This is a genomic window from Kosakonia sp. YIM B13571 (genome assembly GCF_042788095.1).
GTDB lineage: Bacteria > Pseudomonadota > Gammaproteobacteria > Enterobacterales > Enterobacteriaceae > Kosakonia > Kosakonia quasisacchari.
In genome coordinates this window covers 212259-230211 of record NZ_JBHZPL010000001.1, presented here as the reverse complement: position 1 = coordinate 230211, position 17953 = coordinate 212259, and the positions used below count along the sequence as shown (strand labels likewise).

The 17953-nt window shown below is 53.4% G+C and carries 16 protein-coding genes; 8 read left to right on the top strand and 8 right to left on the bottom strand.

The genetic code is table 11. The features are described 5' to 3' along the window. Positions 1–74 precede the first annotated feature (74 nt). Genes ssuB through ssuE form a run of 5 tightly spaced genes read right to left on the bottom strand, consistent with a single transcriptional unit; the run spans position 75 to position 4325 of the window. On the bottom strand, positions 75–851 hold the full coding sequence (ssuB, locus tag ACFX4O_RS01175) for an aliphatic sulfonates ABC transporter ATP-binding protein (RefSeq protein ID WP_380206710.1): 777 nt from the start codon (positions 849–851) through the stop codon (positions 75–77). After that, complete coding sequence (gene ssuC, locus ACFX4O_RS01170) at positions 848–1636, bottom strand: aliphatic sulfonate ABC transporter permease SsuC (protein ID WP_380206708.1); 789 nt, start codon at positions 1634–1636, stop codon at positions 848–850. The genes ssuB and ssuC overlap by 4 nt, the downstream gene beginning before the upstream one ends. A 7-nt stretch (positions 1637–1643) precedes the next feature. Continuing rightward, positions 1644–2789, bottom strand: a complete 1146-nt coding sequence (gene ssuD, locus ACFX4O_RS01165; protein ID WP_131411001.1) for an FMNH2-dependent alkanesulfonate monooxygenase — start codon at positions 2787–2789, stop codon at positions 1644–1646. After that, positions 2786–3757 (bottom strand): sulfonate ABC transporter substrate-binding protein, encoded by a 972-nt coding sequence (locus ACFX4O_RS01160; protein ID WP_131411003.1) that lies wholly within the window; start codon positions 3755–3757, stop codon positions 2786–2788. Before ACFX4O_RS01160 ends, ssuD begins: the two co-directional genes overlap by 4 nt. Next, complete coding sequence (gene ssuE, locus ACFX4O_RS01155; RefSeq protein ID WP_131411005.1) at positions 3750–4325, bottom strand: NADPH-dependent FMN reductase; 576 nt, start codon at positions 4323–4325, stop codon at positions 3750–3752. The genes ACFX4O_RS01160 and ssuE overlap by 8 nt, the downstream gene beginning before the upstream one ends. A 247-nt stretch (positions 4326–4572) precedes the next feature. On the opposite strand from ssuE, the gene pyrD reads away from it, so the two are divergent. Both pyrD and zapC read left to right on the top strand, forming a co-directional pair. After that, positions 4573–5583 carry a quinone-dependent dihydroorotate dehydrogenase gene (pyrD, locus tag ACFX4O_RS01150; RefSeq protein ID WP_131411007.1) on the top strand — a complete coding sequence of 337 codons (1011 nt, stop codon included), beginning with the start codon at positions 4573–4575 and terminating at the stop codon, positions 5581–5583. A gap of 168 nt (positions 5584–5751) precedes the next feature. Next, positions 5752–6294, top strand: a complete 543-nt coding sequence (gene zapC, locus ACFX4O_RS01145; RefSeq protein ID WP_131411009.1) for a cell division protein ZapC — start codon at positions 5752–5754, stop codon at positions 6292–6294. Here the strand turns inward: zapC and ACFX4O_RS01140 are convergent. After that, positions 6291–7400: a YcbX family protein gene (locus ACFX4O_RS01140; protein WP_380206704.1), complete on the bottom strand. Its 1110-nt coding sequence runs from the start codon at positions 7398–7400 to the stop codon at positions 6291–6293. The genes zapC and ACFX4O_RS01140 overlap by 4 nt on opposite strands. Before the next feature lie 99 nt (positions 7401–7499). Between ACFX4O_RS01140 and rlmKL the strand changes: the two genes are divergently transcribed. From rlmKL to rmf, 6 genes are all read left to right on the top strand, one after another. Further along, positions 7500–9608, top strand: a complete 2109-nt coding sequence (gene rlmKL / locus ACFX4O_RS01135; RefSeq protein ID WP_380206702.1) for a bifunctional 23S rRNA (guanine(2069)-N(7))-methyltransferase RlmK/23S rRNA (guanine(2445)-N(2))-methyltransferase RlmL — start codon at positions 7500–7502, stop codon at positions 9606–9608. Between the two features lie 12 nt (positions 9609–9620). Beyond that, positions 9621–11528 (top strand): ABC transporter ATP-binding protein, encoded by a 1908-nt coding sequence (locus tag ACFX4O_RS01130; RefSeq protein ID WP_380206700.1) that lies wholly within the window; start codon positions 9621–9623, stop codon positions 11526–11528. An 11-nt stretch (positions 11529–11539) separates the two neighbouring features. Next, the gene (gene pqiA / locus ACFX4O_RS01125; protein ID WP_380206698.1) at positions 11540–12808 is read left to right on the top strand and encodes a membrane integrity-associated transporter subunit PqiA; all 1269 of its coding nucleotides are present in this window, start codon (positions 11540–11542) and stop codon (positions 12806–12808) included. Further along, complete coding sequence (pqiB, locus tag ACFX4O_RS01120) at positions 12798–14438, top strand: intermembrane transport protein PqiB (RefSeq protein WP_131411019.1); 1641 nt, start codon at positions 12798–12800, stop codon at positions 14436–14438. The genes pqiA and pqiB overlap by 11 nt, the downstream gene beginning before the upstream one ends. After that, positions 14435–15007, top strand: a complete 573-nt coding sequence (gene pqiC / locus ACFX4O_RS01115; protein ID WP_380206696.1) for a membrane integrity-associated transporter subunit PqiC — start codon at positions 14435–14437, stop codon at positions 15005–15007. The genes pqiB and pqiC overlap by 4 nt, the downstream gene beginning before the upstream one ends. Before the next feature lie 253 nt (positions 15008–15260). Beyond that, positions 15261–15428, top strand: a complete 168-nt coding sequence (gene rmf / locus ACFX4O_RS01110; protein ID WP_017456222.1) for a ribosome modulation factor — start codon at positions 15261–15263, stop codon at positions 15426–15428. A gap of 74 nt (positions 15429–15502) precedes the next feature. On the opposite strand, the gene fabA is transcribed toward rmf, so the two are convergent. Together fabA and ACFX4O_RS01100 are read right to left on the bottom strand one after the other, a co-directional pair. Then, on the bottom strand, positions 15503–16021 hold the full coding sequence (gene fabA / locus ACFX4O_RS01105; RefSeq protein WP_131411023.1) for a bifunctional 3-hydroxydecanoyl-ACP dehydratase/trans-2-decenoyl-ACP isomerase: 519 nt from the start codon (positions 16019–16021) through the stop codon (positions 15503–15505). A 69-nt stretch (positions 16022–16090) separates the two neighbouring features. Next, on the bottom strand, positions 16091–17851 hold the full coding sequence (locus ACFX4O_RS01100; RefSeq protein WP_380206693.1) for an AAA family ATPase: 1761 nt from the start codon (positions 17849–17851) through the stop codon (positions 16091–16093). Positions 17852–17953: the final 102 nt, after the last annotated feature.

Genomic DNA, 17953 nt, shown 5'->3' with positions numbered 1-17953 from the left:
ACGCCGACAGAGCGTGGTTTGCCGTAAGCAATAAGCCTTAATGGGCGGACCTGTGCCGGTTAATACAGAGAACATTAAGCGTGACGAGTTTGAGGTAACGGAACGGTTTCCGACTCGCTGCGTTTCATCACCCGGTTCAATACTTCCGCTTCCAGTTCTGCCAGCCTCACCGATCCCAGGCGGCGTGGACGCGGCAGATCGACGGCTAAGTCCAGCCCGATTTTTCCATCTTCTATTAGCAGCACGCGATCCGCCATTGCCACTGCTTCACTGACATCATGTGTCACCAGTACCACGGTGAACCCGTGTGCCTGCCATAACTGTGTGATGAGTGCCTGCATCTCCAGCCGGGTTAACGCATCCAGCGCGCCTAATGGTTCGTCCAGCAGTAACAACCCCGGTTGATGTACCAGCGCACGTGCCAGCGCGACCCGCTGTTTCTGACCGCCGGACAACGCCGCAGGCCACTCGCTGGCTCGTTTTTCCAGCCCGACCGCGCGTAACGCATCCTGCGCAGCTTCCCGCCAGCGGCCTTTCAACCCTAAACCGACATTATCTATCACTGATTTCCATGGCAGCAGCCGGGCATCCTGAAACATCATTCGCGTGTCGTTTTGAATGTTCGCCAGCGGCGTATTGCCTGCCAGCAGTTCTCCTGCATTGGCGGTTTCCAGCCCGGCCAGCAGGCGCAGCAGCGTGCTTTTGCCTCCGCCGCTGCGGCCTACCACGGCGACAAACTGCCCGGCGCCAATATGCAGATCCAGCCCGCTCAGCACGGTGTTATTGCCGTAGTGCTTACTCACGCCGTTCAATAACAGCGGGATCCCCTGAGTGAGTCGCGCAGTGTTCATGCTGTTGCCTCCTTGATATGGTAAGCGGGATGCCAGCGTAGCCACAGACGCTCCAGCAACTGGGCACTCACATCTGCCAGTTTGCCGAGCAGGGCGTAGAGAATAATGGCTACCACGACAACATCGGTCTGCAGGAACTCACGTGCATTCATGGCCAGGTAGCCAATCCCGGCATTGGCGGAAATCGTCTCGGCTACAATCAGCGTCAGCCACATCAGGCCGAGCGCAAAGCGTACGCCAACCATAATCGACGGCAGAGCGCCGGGCAGGATCACATGGGCAAAGAGGGAAAAACCGGACAAACCGTAACTGCGTGCCATCTCCAGTAATCCCCGGTCGATGTTGCGGATGCCGTGCCAGGTATTGATATAAATGGGGAACAAGGTGCCAAGCGCAACGAGGAATATCTTCGCGCTCTCATCAATACCAAACCACAAGATAACCAGTGGGATCAGTGCCAGATGCGGCACATTGCGCAGCATCTGGATAGAAGTATCCAGCAGGCGTTCTCCCCAGCGCGACAGACCACTAATCAACCCAAGTGTCAGGCCGATACTGCCGCCAATTGAGAAACCAATCGCTGCACGCCAGGAGCTGATCGCCAGGTGTTGCCACAATTCACCGCTTACGCTTAATGTCCAGAACGCTTCCAGCACACCTTCCGGCGAGGGAAGGATCCGCGTGGAGAGCAAGCCGGTGGAGGAAGCGACTTGCCACACCACCACAACCCCTGCAGGCAGCAGCCAGGGGGCAATGTGCAGTAGCCATTTCTTTTCTGCTGCCATAATTACCTCAGCTTTGCGCCACTTTACGGGGAATAAATTCGTTCGCCACCGTTTCGCCCTGCAGTTGCAACGGCTGTGGCTGCGGAATTTGCGGAACCGCGACATCAAGATGCGGGAACAGCAGTTCGCCGACGCGATATGCCTCTTCCAGATGTGGATAGCCGGAAAGAATAAAGCTGTCGATGCCGAGGGCGGCGTATTCATTGATTCTTGCCGCGACGGTCGGGCCATCACCCACCAGCGCGGTTCCCGCGCCGCCGCGCACCAGCCCAACGCCAGCCCACAAGTTGGGGCTGATCTCCAGTTGATCGCGTTTGCCGCCATGAAGCGCCGCCATCCGCTGTTGACCAACGGAATCCTGACGCGAGAAAGCGGCCTGTGCTTTAGCAATCGTGGCATCATCCAGATGGGCGATCAGGTTGTTCGCCGCCTGCCAGGCTTCTGCATTCGTTTCCCGGACAATCACATGCAGGCGAATACCGAAGCGCACTTTACGCCCGTGAGCCGCGGCTTTGGCGCGCACCTGTTCAATTTTTTCTTTTACCTGCTCAGGCGGTTCGCCCCACGTCAGATAGAGGTCAACCTGCTCAGCGGCCAGATCTTGTGCTACATCGGACGATCCGCCGAAATAGAGCGGCGGACGTGGCTGCTGCACCGGTGGGAAAAAGAGTTTTGCGCCGCGCACATGGATATGTTTACCGTCGAAGTCAACGGTGTCGCCTTCCAGCAGACGCCGCCAGACGTGGGTAAATTCCGAAGAGGCTTCATAACGCTGCGTATGATCGAGAAACACGCCGTCTCCGGCCAGTTCTTGCGGATCGCTGCCGGTCACCAGGTTAAACAACGCACGTCCATTTGAGAGCCTGTCCAGCGTAGCCGCCTGGCGCGCAGCGACAGTCGGTGATGTAACGCTGGGGCGCAGGGCGACAAGAAACTTCAATCGCTGTGTCACCGGGATAAGCGAGGCGGCGACCAGCCAGGCATCTTCACACGAGCGCCCGGTGGGGATCAGTACCCCGCTGAACCCTAAACGATCCGCAGCCTGAGCGACCTGTTGCAAATAAGCATGATCTACCGGGCGCGAGCCGTGGTCGGTACCTAAATAGTGACCATCACCGTGGGTGGGTAAAAACCAGAACAGATTTAAACTCATGACTTGGCTCCTTGTTTGGCCGGTTGCCAGATGCGGGTGCGAATATCGACTTTTTTCGGTAGCAAACGGTTCTCATAAAAGAGATCGGCCGTTTGCTGTTGCAGTGCGGCGGTGGTTTCATCGACCGGCGAGATTTTTGTTGGTGGGCGGTGATCGAAATAGGTGGCAATCACCGGCTGGGGCAGTCCCAGCGTTTTGGCAAACAGCGCGATGCTTTCGTCACGCTGGCTAAGCGTCAACGCGTCGGCTTCGCTAAACGTATCCAGAACGCCCTGAATAAATGCACCATTCTTTTCTGCATAGGGACGCGAGGCCAAATAGAAGGAGCCGGTCTGTTTCAGCGTGGTGCCGTCTTTTAATACACGCACGCCACCCTGCAACAGTGCCGCCGAGTAGTAAGGATCCCAAATAGCCCATGCATCAACGTTACCTTGCTGGAACGCGGCACGTGCATCTGCAGGTGTCAGGAACACCGGCTGAATATCGCTGAATTTCAGCCCGGCCTGTTGCAGCGCGCGCAGCAGTAAATTGTGCGAACTGGAACCCTTCTGGAAAGCGACTTTATGCCCTTTCAGGTCGGCAACTGTTTTGATCGGGCTGTTTTGGGCAACAAGGATCACCTCTGCTTTCGGCTTTGGCGGCTCAACGCCGACATACAGCAGATCCGCGCCAGCGGCTTGGGCAAAAATCGGCGGAATATCGCCCGTGCTGCCGAGATCGATACTGCCAATATTCAGCGCTTCCAGCATTTGCGGGCCTGCCGGGAATTCGGTCCAGGTAATTTTGGTGTTCGGGTAGCGTTTCTCCAGCAGGTCATAGCTTTTTGCCAGCACCATACTGACGCTGCCTTTCTGGTAACCAATACGCAAACTCTCCGGTGCCGGTTCGGCGGCCTGTGTCCAGGCGGAAAGCGTCAATAAACCGCTTAACGCCAGCCATTGCGTGCGGCTTTTGAATAGATTAAACATGCGCGACTCCTTGCGGTAGGTGGAAATCCGGCGCCTGAATGTCCCGGCGGTGCAACGCTTGCCAGAAGGTTTCCAGTGCCTTATCCAGACGGGTCTGCAAATTGGGTGTCAGGCTGGGTTTGTGCTGGTAATCCAGCACCTGGCTATCATCGGCGAAAACACCGTGCAGGATCTCTTGTGCTTTCAGTGCGCTGAGCACCGGCTTCAGGGCGTAATCCACCGCCAGCATATGTGCCACGGTGCCGCCAGTGGCCAGCGGCAATACCACTTTGCCTTCCAGTGCACGCTCAGGCAGCAGGTCGAGCAGCGTTTTTAGGGCTCCGGAATAAGCTGCTTTATAGATCGGTGTCGCAACGATCAGTCCGTCCGCCTCGTTGAGCTGCCCAATAAACGTTTGCAACGCGGGGCTATCGAAACGGGCATAGATGAGATCCTCTGGTGCAAAATTTTGCAAATGCCAGTGATACACCTCGATATCCTGTACATTCAGGCGCTCGCGGGCATACTCCAGCAAAGCGCTGGAGCGGGAAGGAAAGCGTGGGCTTCCGGCCAGGGTAACAACTCTCATAATCGCTCCTTATAACCAATTGTTTGCTTTTAGATAACATTCATAACAATTTAAGGCAGTGTGGCAGAGTCGATTTATTCCGCTAAATGATTTATTCGATGAAAAAATGCTGAAATTTGCATAAAGGAGAGTTGTAAGAGAAAACGATTGCGTCGAATCGCCTTTTTTTGCCTCAGGTCAATTCCCTTTCGCCGGGTAATCACTGATAATACGCCCCCGGTTTGCAACCGGGAATCCAGGAGAGTTCATGTACTACCCCTTCGTTCGTAAAGCCCTTTTCCAGCTCGATCCAGAGCGCGCTCATGAATTAACGTTCCAGCAATTACGGCGTATTACCGGCACGCCTTTCGAAGCCCTCGTGCGTCAGCGTGTACCGGAGAAACCCGTCAAATGCATGGGTCTGACCTTTAAAAACCCGTTGGGGTTAGCGGCTGGGCTGGATAAAAATGGCGAGTGCATAGATGCGCTGGGCGCGATGGGGTTTGGCGCCATCGAAATTGGTACCGTGACGCCACGCCCACAGCCGGGTAATGACAAGCCGAGGATCTTCCGTCTGGTGGATGCTGAAGGGCTGATCAACCGCATGGGCTTTAATAATCTTGGCGTGGATAACCTGGTTGAGAACGTGAAGAAATCGCGCTTCGACGGTGTTCTGGGCATTAATATTGGCAAGAATAAAGACACACCCGTCGAGCAGGGTAAAGATGACTACCTGATTTGCATGGAAAAAATCTATGCTTATGCGGGTTATATCGCCATTAATATTTCTTCGCCAAATACGCCCGGTTTACGCACGCTACAATATGGCGAAGCGCTGGACGATCTGCTTACGGCAATTAAGAATAAGCAAAACGATCTGCAAAACTTGCATCATAAATATGTTCCGGTAGCCGTAAAGATCGCACCAGATCTTTCTGAAGAGGAATTGATCCAAGTGGCCGATAGTTTAGTTCGCCACAATATTGATGGTGTTATTGCCACGAATACCACGCTTGAAAGATCGTTGGTACAGGGAATGAAACATTGTGACGAAACGGGTGGTTTAAGTGGTCGTCCGTTGCAATTAAAAAGTACGGAAATTATTCGGCGGTTGTCGCAAGAATTAAAAGGGCGCTTGCCGATTATTGGCGTCGGCGGCATCGACTCGGTGATAGCGGCTCGCGAGAAAATCGCCGCCGGTGCGTCATTGGTGCAAATTTATTCGGGCTTTATTTTTAAAGGTCCGCCGTTGATTAAAGAAATCGTTACTCATATCTAATCTTTTATCCCTTCCTGTGCAACCAGGGCTTTATTTCCCGCCCTGGTTGTTTTATATTCCACCACTGTTGCTAATTTAAACATTTTAGTCTTTTATTATTTAGGTAATAAACGAGGCGGCAAACAGGATGAAAAAGTTACAGGATGTTTAGGGGAAGGGGAGAGGAAAATGCGAATTAAACCTGACGATAATTGGCGCTGGTATTTTGATGATGAGCATGATCGCATGATGCTCGATTTAGCCAATGGCATGTTATTTCGCTCTCGTTTTGCCCGTAAAATGTTGACGCCAGACGCTTTCTCGCCGTCTGGTTTTTGCGTTGACGATGCTGCGCTTTATTTCTCCTTTGATGAAAAATGCCGCGATTTGCCATTATCCAATGAGCAGCGCGCTGAACTTGTGCTTAATGCACTGGTAGCGATTCGCTTCCTCAAGCCGCAAATGCCGAAAAGCTGGCACTTTATGACGCATGATTCCCAGTGGTCTCCTGTTACAGGCGAAGGTGCTTGCGTCTGGCTGAGTGATACGCAAGAGTGCGTGAATCTGCTGGTGGTTGAGCCTGGTGAGAACGCGGCGTTGTGCCTGCTGGCGCAACCCGGCGTAGTGATTGCCGGGCGCACCATGCAATTGGGCGACGCGATTAAAATAATGAACGATCGCCTTAAACCGCAGCTGAATTCCAATGCGATTCCACTCGAACAGGCGGTTTAAGCCTCCAGTCGTAGCGATGTTTTCGGCACACAGCTACAACAAAGAATTGAACCATCCTGTGCAATCGCTGATTTCTTCAGCGCACTGACTTCACCTTCCACTAAACTGATCCGGCAGCAACCGCAAATACCCGCGCGGCAGGAGTAGGGTACGCGAATCCCCTGGTTCTCCAGCTGTTCCAGCAACACTTGTTGGTTATTGCCGCGAAATGTTTGACCTTGCCAGTTGATTTCCACGGTTCCTGCGGGTAACGCATCCTGGTTAAGTGATTCTTCCACTTCGCCAGCGCCGTATAATTTTGCTGGCGCAGTGGTCAACACCGCCACCTCATCGCCAACACGAATCACACCGCTGTTACGCGCGATCAGGTTTTGACCAAAATCGACGGTGCCATTGTCCTGCGCAGTGCGAAAACGCTGTAAGGTAGCGAGAGGTTCACCGGAAGGGTGTTTTTGCCCACGTTCCGGGCTGACGGTAGTGAACACACAGCGGCTGCACGGTTTCACGACATCGAAAACCACTTCGCCAATACGCACCACTTTCCAGCTGTCCTCTTCCCACGGTTGCGCGCCTGTTACCACCAGGTTGGGGCGAAACTGCTCCATTTGTACGCTGGCAGGGCAACGACTTTGTAAATCGCGCAGCGAGGCTTCATTAGCGAGCAGATACGGAAAGCCATCAGCGAAAGATAACGGCACATCGTCGTGGCGTTTGACGCGGCGGGTTAATTCAGGTCCAACCCAGCGCAATTGCACCTCGCGCGAAAAAAAGCCGCTCAGCCAGTGATTAATCTCTTCGGGCGCGATGAGCGCAGTAAAGTGGTTACCCCACACTTCCGTGGGCGCGGCTTCGGGCGAAAAATCGGCAAAGCGAATCACCGCGCTGCTGCCGTCCGGTGCGGTCAGGTGCAAACCATCGGTTAACGGTGATGGCATAAAGCGCACCATCTGCGGAAACTGTCGTGCGGTAATAAAAGTGCCATCGGGTTGCGTGACCATAAAAACACGGTCAAAAGCGAGGCCGCTGATGTCGGCAAGCGCATGTGTCAGGCCGATACCGCGCATGGATTTTACCGGATGAATAAAAAGACGTGAAAGCGTTGGCACGTCTTCCCCCTGTCAGATGAAAATTAGCCCTCAACTTTATGACATGAACGCCAGATTAGCTATAATGCGCAACAATTTTCGTTGAATGTAAGTGAGATTATGATTTCTCTGTTTGCCAGTACGGCCCGCGGGCTGGAAGAGCTGTTAAAAACTGAACTGGAAAAACTCGGCGCTGTTGAGTGCCGGGTTGTTCAGGGTGGTGTCCATTTTGAAGGGGACACGCGGCTCCTGTACCAAAGCCTGATGTGGAGTCGTCTGGCTTCGCGCATTATGCTGCCGCTCGGGGAATGCAAGGTTTACAGCGATCTTGATCTCTACCTTGGTGTGCAGGCGATCAACTGGACAGAGATGTTTAATCCGGGCGCAACCTTCGCCGTCCACTTTAGTGGCCTGAACGATGAAATCCGTAACAGTCAGTACGGCGCGCTGAAAGTAAAAGATGCGATCGTCGATAGCTTTACCCGCAAAAACCTGCCGCGTCCAAATGTGGAACGTGAGATGCCGGACCTGCGTATTAACGTCTGGCTGAACCAGGACACGGCGAATATCTCCCTTGATTTGAGCGGCGAAGGTTTGCACCTGCGCGGCTATCGCGATCGCACCGGTATGGCGCCGATCAAAGAAAACCTGGCCGCCGCGATCGTGATGCGTTCTGGCTGGCAGCCAGGCACTCCGCTGCTCGATCCGATGTGCGGTTCCGGGACACTGTTGATTGAAGCTGCGATGGCGGCGACCGATCGCGCGCCGGGTCTGCACCGCGGTCACTGGGGTTTTGGTGGTTGGGCGCAGCACGATGAAGCGCTGTGGCAAGAGGTGAAAGCCGAAGCACAAACGCGTGCGCGCGAGGGGCTGGCTAATTACGCGTCCCATTTTTACGGTTCAGACAGTGACGCGCGTGTCATCGATATTGCGCGTAAAAACGCCCGCCGCGCCGGGATTGGCGAGCTGGTAACCTTCGAAGCGAAAGATGTTGCTGAGCTGAGTAACCCGCTGCCAGCAGGTCCCTACGGTACGGTTGTCAGTAACCCGCCGTATGGTGAGCGTCTGGAGAGTGAACCAGCGCTGATTGCGCTGCACAGCCAGTTGGGTCGTCTGCTGAAGGCACAATTTGGTGGCTGGAATCTGTCACTGTTTAGCGCCTCGGTTGATCTGCTGAACTGCCTGCAACTTCGTGCTGAGCGTCAGTTCAAAGCGAAAAACGGCCCGCTGGATTGTGTGCAGAAAAATTACCATCTGGCGGAAAATACCGGCGAAGCAAAAGCGCCTGCAATGGCGGAAGATTACGCGAATCGCCTGCGTAAGAACGTTAAAAAGCTGGAGAAATGGGCGCGTCAGGAAGGTATCGAATGCTATCGCCTGTATGATGCCGATCTGCCAGACTACAACGTCGCGGTCGATCGCTATGCTGATTGGGTGGTGGTGCAGGAGTATGCCGCACCAAAAACGATTGATGCGCAAAAAGCGCGTCAGCGCCTGTTTGACATCATCGCGGCCACCATTCATGTGCTGGGGATTGCGCCAAACAAGCTGGTGCTGAAAACCCGTGAACGGCAGAAGGGCAACAATCAGTATCAGAAAATGAATGAAAAGGGTGATTTCATGGAAGTGAGCGAATATAACGCTCGCCTGTGGGTCAACCTGACCGATTATCTTGATACTGGTCTGTTCCTCGATCACCGTATCGCTCGCCGTATGCTCGGTCAAATGAGCCAGGGCAAAGATTTCCTGAATCTTTTCTCTTATACCGGCAGCGCCAGCGTGCATGCGGGTCTGGGTGGCGCGCGCTCGACGACAACTGTGGATATGTCACGCACTTATCTGGAGTGGGCTGAGCGTAATCTGCGCCTCAACGGTTTGAGCGGTCGCGCGCATCGCCTGATTCAGGCCGACTGCTTAGCCTGGCTGCGGGAGACCGATGAGCAGTTCGACCTGATCTTTATCGATCCGCCGACCTTCTCCAACTCCAAACGCATGGAAGAGTCTTTTGATGTACAGCGCGACCATATGGCGCTGATGGAAGATCTCAAACGCCTATTGCGCAAGGGCGGCACGATTATGTTTTCCAATAACAAACGCGGTTTCCGTATGGATCTCGACGGGCTGGCGAAACTGGGTCTTAAAGCACAAGAAATCACCCAAAAAACGCAGTCGCAGGATTTTGCCCGTAACCGTCAGATCCACAACTGCTGGCTGATTACAGCAGCCTGAAAGGATAAATAAATGTCATTAATCAGTATGCATGGCGCGTGGCTGTCGTTCAGCGATGCGCCTCTTCTCGATAATGCTGAGCTGCATATCGAAGAAAACGAACGCGTGTGCCTTGTTGGGCGTAACGGCGCGGGGAAATCGACACTGATGAAGATCCTCAACCGGGAAGTTAACCTGGACGACGGTCGCATTGTGTATGAGCAAGATTTGGTGGTGGCGCGCCTGCAACAGGATCCGCCGCGTAATGTCACAGGCAGTGTCTACGATTTTGTCGCTGAAGGGATTGAAGAGCAGGCCGAGTATCTCAAGCGTTATCATGAGGTTTCTCACCTGGTAATGAGCGATCCGAGCGATAAAAACCTCGCCGAGTTAGCGCGTGTGCAGGAGATGCTGGATCACCACGGTTTGTGGCAACTGGAGAACCGCATCAACGAAGTGCTGGCGCAGCTTGGGCTGACGGCGGATATGTCGCTCTCTGCCCTTTCCGGCGGCTGGTTGCGTAAGGCGGCGTTAGGGCGCGCGCTGGTGAGCGGCCCGCGCGTGCTGCTGCTCGACGAACCGACCAACCACCTGGACATTGAAACTATCGACTGGCTGGAAGGGTTCCTGAAATCTTTCGGCGGCACCATTATTTTTATCTCTCACGATCGTTCGTTTATTCGCAATATGGCGACGCGTATCGTCGACCTCGATCGTGGCAAGCTGGTTTCTTACCCGGGCAATTATGATCAATATCTGCTGGAGAAAGAAGAAGCTCTGCGCGTGGAAGATCTGCAAAATGCAGAGTTTGATCGCAAGCTGGCGCAGGAAGAGGTGTGGATCCGTCAGGGTATCAAGGCGCGTCGTACTCGCAACGAAGGCCGCGTCCGCGCGTTAAAAGCAATGCGTCGTGAGCGCAGTGAACGCCGTGAAGTGATGGGCAGCGCGAAGATGCAGGTGGAAGAAGCCTCCCGCTCCGGCAAGATTGTTTTCGAGATGGAAGACGTCAACTACGGCATCGACGGCAAAGTGCTGGTGCGTGACTTCTCCACACAAGTGCAGCGCGGCGACAAAATTGCGCTGATCGGCCCGAACGGCTGTGGTAAGACTACGCTGCTGAAATTGATGCTGGATCAACTCAAAGCCGATAGCGGGCGTGTCCATGTCGGCACCAAACTCGAAGTGGCCTATTTCGATCAGCACCGCGCCGAGCTGGATCCGGATAAAACGGTGATGGACAACCTTGCTGAAGGTAAGCAAGAAGTGCTGGTGAACGGTAAGCCGCGCCACATTCTGGGTTACTTGCAGGACTTCCTGTTCCATCCCAAACGGGCGATGACGCCGGTACGTGCGCTCTCAGGCGGGGAACGTAACCGACTGTTGCTGGCGCGTTTGTTCCTGAAACCCAGCAACCTGTTAATTCTCGATGAACCGACTAACGATCTGGATGTTGAAACGCTGGAACTGCTGGAAGAGCTTATCGACGCCTATCAGGGTACGGTTCTGCTGGTGAGCCACGATCGTCAGTTCGTGGATAATACCGTGACCGAATGCTGGATCTTCGAAGGTGAAGGTCAGATTGGTCAGTATGTTGGCGGCTACCACGATGCCCGTGGTCAGCAGGCTGCTTCGCAGATGCAAAAGCAGGATGCCGCGAAAAAAAGTATGGAAGCGCCGGTAGCCAAAGCAGAAACTGTCAAACGCAACAGTAGCAAACTAAGCTATAACCTGCAGCGTGAACTGGAACAATTACCGCAAAAGCTGGAACAGCTGGAAGCGCTGCTTGGGGATTTGCAAGCGCAGGTCGCCGATGCCAGTTTCTTTAGCCAGCCACACGACCATACGCAGAAAGTCTTAGCCGATATGGCTTCGGCGGAGCAAGCGCTTGAGGAAGCGTTTGAACGCTGGGAGTATCTGGAGGCTCTGAAAAACGGCGCATAAAGGGAGCCTGTATGTGTGAACACCACCACGCCACTCGTCACATTCTTTGTTCGCAATGTGACATGCTGGTGGCGTTACCGACGCTCCAGCATGGACATAAAGCGGCTTGCCCGCGTTGTGGGACAACGCTTGCGACCGAGTGGGACGCGCCGCGGCAGCGTCCCACTGCTTATGCTATTGTCGCGCTCTTTATGTTGTTGCTCTCCAACCTTTTTCCCTTTGTAAACATGAAAGTAGCAGGCGTGGCCAGTGAGGTGACGCTGCTGGAAATCCCTGGCGTCATGTTCTCGGAAAATTACGCCAGCCTTGGTACTTTCTTTCTGTTGTTCGTGCAGTTTGTGCCAGCGTTTTGTCTGGTGACGATCCTGCTGTTGGTTAACCGCGTGCCGATGAATTTTCGCTTGAAAATTGGTCTTGCGCGCGTGTTATTTCAACTGAAAAGTTGGGGGATGGCAGAGATCTTCCTCGCTGGGGTATTGGTGAGCTTTGTCAAACTCATGGCTTATGGCGATATTGGCATCGGCAGCAGTTTTATTCCCTGGTGCCTGTTCTGTCTGCTGCAATTGCGGGCGTTTCAGTGCGTAGATCGCCACTGGTTGTGGGATGACATTGCGCCTGCGCCCGGTGTTGCGCAACCTTTGCATGTCGGCGTACCCGGAATCCGCCAGGGGCTGCGATCCTGCCCTTGTTGTACGGCGATAGTGGCGATTGACCAACCCATTTGTCCACGCTGCCATACTCACGGCCATGTGCGTCGGCGCAACAGCATCCAGTGGACGCTGGCGCTGCTGGTGACCGCCATCATGCTCTATCTACCGGCCAATATCCTGCCCATCATGGTGACCGATCTGCTGGGTGACCGCATGCCGTCGACCATTCTGGCCGGGGTGGTTTTATTGTGGAGCGAAGGCTCGTATCCGGTCGCGTTAGTGATCTTTATCGCCAGTATTATGGTGCCAACGCTGAAAATGATTGGCATCGCCTGGTTATGTATTGACGCGAAAGGGCATGGAAAGCGCGACTGTGAACGCATGCATTTTATTTATGAAATAGTGGAATTCGTTGGGCGTTGGTCAATGATCGACGTGTTTGTTATTGCTGTTCTGTCTGCGCTGGTGCGGATGGGAGGGCTGATGAATATTTATCCTGCGATGGGTGCGCTGATGTTTGCGCTAGTCGTTATTATCACGATGTTTGCGGCAATGACTTTCGATCCCCGTCTTAGTTGGGATCGCGAGCCACAAACGCACCATGAGGAGTCGTTAAAGCATGGAGAATAAGAGTGGGGAAGCCAACGTGCAAAAGGTGAGAAACTGGTCACCCGTGTGGATTTTCCCGATTGTGACGGCGCTGATTGGGGCCTGGATCCTTTTCTATCATTACAGCCATCAAGGCCCGGAAGTCACCCTAATCACCACTAACGCCGAAGGGATTGTCGGTGGTAAAACGACGATTAAAAGCCGCAGTGTGGATGTCGGTGTCGTGGAGAGCACGACGCTAACCGATGATTTGACCCATGTTGAGATCAAAGTGCGGCTTAATTCCGGCATGGAAAAGCTACTGCATAATGACTCGGTTTTCTGGGTGGTGAAACCGCAGGTGGGCCGCGAAGGAATTAGCGGGCTTGGCACGCTACTTTCTGGCGCGTATATCGAACTTCAGCCCGGTGTGAAAGGCAATGCGCCGGAGCGCTATAACTTGCTCGATTCCCCGCCGCTAGCGCCGCCGGATGCGAAGGGGATTCGCGTGATCCTCGATAGCAATAAAGCGGGGCAATTAACGGCTGGTGATCCGGTGTTATTCCGCGGCTATCGTGTGGGTTCCGTTGAAACCAGCACCTTTGATACGCAAAAACGGACCATGAGCTATCAGTTATTCATTAACGCGCCGAACGATCGGCTGGTGACAAGCAATGTGCGTTTCTGGAAAGACAGTGGCATTGCCGTCGATCTCACCTCCGCCGGGATGCGCGTCGAGATGGGGTCGCTGACGACATTGTTTGGCGGCGGTGTCAGCTTTGATGTGCCGGACGGGATGGATTTAGGGCAGCCGGTGGCAGAAAATAGCGCCTTTAAGTTGTATGACGATCAGCGCAGTATTCAGGATTCGCTATACACCGAACACGTTGATTATCTGATGTTCTTTAAAGATTCGATCCGTGGATTGCAACCCGGCGCGCCAGTTGAATTCCGCGGCATCCGCCTTGGTACGGTGAGCAAGGTGCCTTTCTTTACGGAAGGTATGCGCCAGGCGTTGAATGATGATTACCGTATTCCTGTCCTGATCCGTATTGAGCCGGAACGTCTGGCGAACCAACTGGGTGAAGATCCAGATATGAGCGCACATCTTAATGAGCTATTGAAGCGCGGTTTGCGAGGCTCGTTGAAGACCGGCAATATCGTTACTGGCGCGCTGTATGTTGATCTCGACTTCTACAATAATGCCCCCGCGATCACCGGCATGCATGAGTTTGCTGGCTATCCAATTATCCCGACAGTGAGTGGTGGATTGGCGCAGATCCAGCAGCGGTTAATGGATACGTTAGACAAAATCAATAATTTACCGTTGAACCCGATGATCCAGCAGGCGACAAGCACGCTATCTGAAAGCCAACAAACGCTTAAACGTCTGCAAACGACACTGGATAACCTCAATAAATTGACCGCCAGCCAGTCGATGCAGCAATTGCCCACAGATATGCAAAGCACGTTACGCGAGCTCAACCGCAGTATGCAGGGCTTCCAGCCGGGCTCCGCCGCTTATAACAAAATGGTGGCGGATATGCAGCGCCTCGATCAAGTGCTGCGTGAACTGCAGCCGGTGCTGAAAACGCTCAACGATAAGAGCAACGCGCTGGTGTTTGAAGCGAAAGGGAAACCCGATCCGCAGCCGAAGAGGGCAAAAGAATGAAAAAGAGCGCATTAGCGATGCTGGCGCTGTTGCTGACAGCTTGCAGTAGTGGTGGTGATAACAAAAGCTACTATCAACTGCCTTCGCCGTCGCAAGTAAAGGTGCAGGAGATGGCCGGGCAAAAGCAGGGAAATCGGCAATTGTGGGTTGAGCAGGTTTCGGTACCTGATTTCCTCGCGGGTAATGGCGTGGTGTACCAAACCAGCGATGTGCAGTACGTCATTGCAACGAATAATTTATGGGCAAGCCCGCTCGATCAGCAACTGCGTAACACGCTGGTGTCCAATTTGAGCAATCAGCTGCCTGGCTGGGTGGTCGCATCGCAGCCGTTGGGGAGTGAACAAGATACGCTAAACGTAACAGTGACCGGTTTTCATGGTCGCTATGATGGGCGAGTGATTGTTAGCGGCGAATGGTTGCTTAAACATCAGGGACAATTGGTTAAGCGCCCCTTTCATATCGAGCTGAAACAGCAGCAGGATGGTTATGATGAAATGGTGAAAATGCTGGCGCAGGGTTGGCAACAAGAAGCTGCCAGTATTGCGAATGCGTTAAATCGTCTGCCATAAGTAAATCTAAACACTATAAAAACCGCTATATGCGAAAGCTATGGCGGTTTTTTTATGTTTGGGCACAAACCATTAGTTGTGCTAGCTCACATTTTTTGTACAAATGAATTTTTGTGTAGCTCACATTTATGACACTGGCGTGAATTTTGCGCATTGACGACGAACTCTATTCAAGGTATTTGTGACCTGTGGCTGCACATTAAGTGACCACTGTTTTCTTTTCCACCAGATCAAATAATGAGGGAAACGAGGCATGAAGAGACAAAAACGCGATCGCCTGGAACGGGCACATCAACGTGGTTATCAGGCTGGTATTACCGGGCGTCCGAAGGAAATGTGTCCCTACCAAACCCTGAATCAAAGGTCCGAGTGGCTGGGAGGCTGGCGAGAGGCCATGGAAGACAGGGCAGTCATTGCCTGATTCTGTCTCTTTAAAAAAGAAACCTCCGCATCGCGGAGGTTTCGCCTTTACTGGGGTATGTAAGTAACCCGATATCAGAAATTAGACGTGTCCTGGAACAGGCCCACTTTCAGGTCAGCAGCAGTGTAGATAACGCGGCCATCAACCAGCACTTCGCCATCCGCCAGACCCATAATCAAACGGCGGTTCACAATGCGTTTAAAGTGAATACGGTAAGTCACCGTTTTTGCCGTTGGCAGTACCTGACCGGTAAATTTCACTTCACCGACGCCCAGCGCGCGGCCTTTGCCTTCGCCGCCGAGCCAGCCGAGATAGAAACCAACCAGCTGCCACATTGCATCGAGGCCGAGGCAGCCTGGCATCACCGGGTCGCCAATGAAATGGCAGCCAAAGAACCACAGATCCGGGTTGATATCCAGCTCAGCTTCAACGTAGCCTTTATCGAAGTTACCGCCGGTTTCAGTCATTTTGACCACACGGTCCATCATCAGCATGTTCGGTGCTGGTAATTGCGGGCCTTTCGCACCAAACAATTCACCACGACCAGAGGCAAGAAGATCTTCTTTTGTATAGGATTCGCGTTTATCTACCATGTTCTCAGTAAGCCTTATTTGTAGTTTCGGACGCAGGATAGCTAACACGTGTACGCTGAACAAGTCCGATCAGTTTCGGATAAACAAGTTCAACCAGCGAAGCGGCCACGGGAAGCGGTGGCGCGCATCCTGCTGCGTTGCCTGCGCGATACGTTCCTGGATGAGTTGCTTAAGGTTGTTTTGCCCTTCGGCATCCCACGACAAGCCCGTTAATAAGGGTAGCGCATCCATCATGTCATCCACGGCCCAGATGAAAAATTGCTGCGCCTGGATAGCATCCAAGAGTTCCTGATGCAGGCAGAGATGGCGCACATTTGCCGAGGGGATAATCACACCTTGTTTGCCTGTGAGCTGGCGCTGCTGGCAAATAGCGAAGAAGCCCTCGATTTTTTCATTCAGGCCGCCGACCGGCTGAGAGCGACCAAATTGATCCACTGAACCGGTGATCGCAATACTCTGATTAAGCGGAACTTCAGACAGTGCGCTGATTAAAGCGCACAGTTCAGCCATGGATGCGCTGTCACCGTCGACTTCGCTGTATGATTGTTCGAAGGTGAGTGAGGCGGAGAAGGGAATCTGTTGTTCCAGATCCAGCTCTGCCATCAGGAACGCTTGCATGATCATCATGCCTTTGGCGTGGATATTACCGCCCAGCTCAGCTTTGCGCTCAATATCGTTAAACTCGCCATCACCAACATGTACCACACAACTGATTCGCGAGGGCTCACCAAAGGCGCGTGGATGCCCCGGAAACTCAATAACGGACAGCGCATTGATTTGACCGATGCGTTCTCCTTCGGTTTCGATCAGGATTTGCTCAAGCAGGATCTCATCCTGCATGCGTTCCGCCAGGAAGCCTTCACGCCACTCTCGCTGAGCAAGCATTGTCTGGAATTCTTCCCCGCTGAAGGTTTCATCGGTGGACATGGCTGCCACTTCTCGCAGTTGCCGTGACAACCACATTGGGCAAAGTGGTAATGTTTCCTGATCGCCTGTGTAGCGGACGGCTTCACGAATGAGTTTTGACCATGCATCAGCCGCAGGAACAGGCAAGTGCGCATCGCGTGCGGTTTGCTCGACCCACTGGCACCATATGGACATTGTTTCAGCATCGGCAATTTGCAGCGTTTCTTCGTATTCGCTGTAAATTGCCTGCGATGCGAGTTCCGGCTCCATTTCCTGGAAATCCGCCAGTGATTCACGTTCACCCACCAGGATGACTTTGAGATCCATCGGCATGGGCGGCACAATGACGGGCAGGGGGCGCGATTCATCAAAGGAAACCCAGTCAAAACGACGCTGCGTTACCATGGTTTTCAGGCGCATCCACAGAAGCGGCTGCGCGAGCAGAGTACGTAAGGAAATAATCAGCACCCCACCGTTTGCCTGGTGGACGAGACCGGGTTGCAAAGTGATTTCCTGATTAAACTGGCGAAGGCAGCCAAAAAGTTGTTCTGCCTCGACCCATTCGGCGATTACGGTCGGTTTGTCGCCGATAAAATTTGCCTGCATATTAGCAGAAGGTTCAAAGCGAATCGCTGAACCATTAACATGATATTGGCCGCCAGAAAATGGGCGGGCTTCAGGAATGAGCATTTCGGTGGCGCTGGCAATAAGCGCAAGATATTCGGCTTCTTCTGGTGCTTTAGCCAGCAAAAAGCGTGACGTCGCCTGCGGATAGAGCAATTGCTCCAGCGCGTACTGTAATCGGGGTTGCGTGTCGGCCAGGGAGAAGTCCGTTTCGCGGGCTATTTCGGACGATTCAAACACTTCCTGATAGCTGGTGGTATCAGGAACCAGGTCGTTCCATTCAAGTTTTGTAATGGTCAAAGTCGTTTTTTTAGTCTGATGTCAAAGGCGCGATTATACCGTAAACGCTCGTACAGCACACATTGATTACACGCTTTCGCGACGCGAACGTTATTGCCTTAA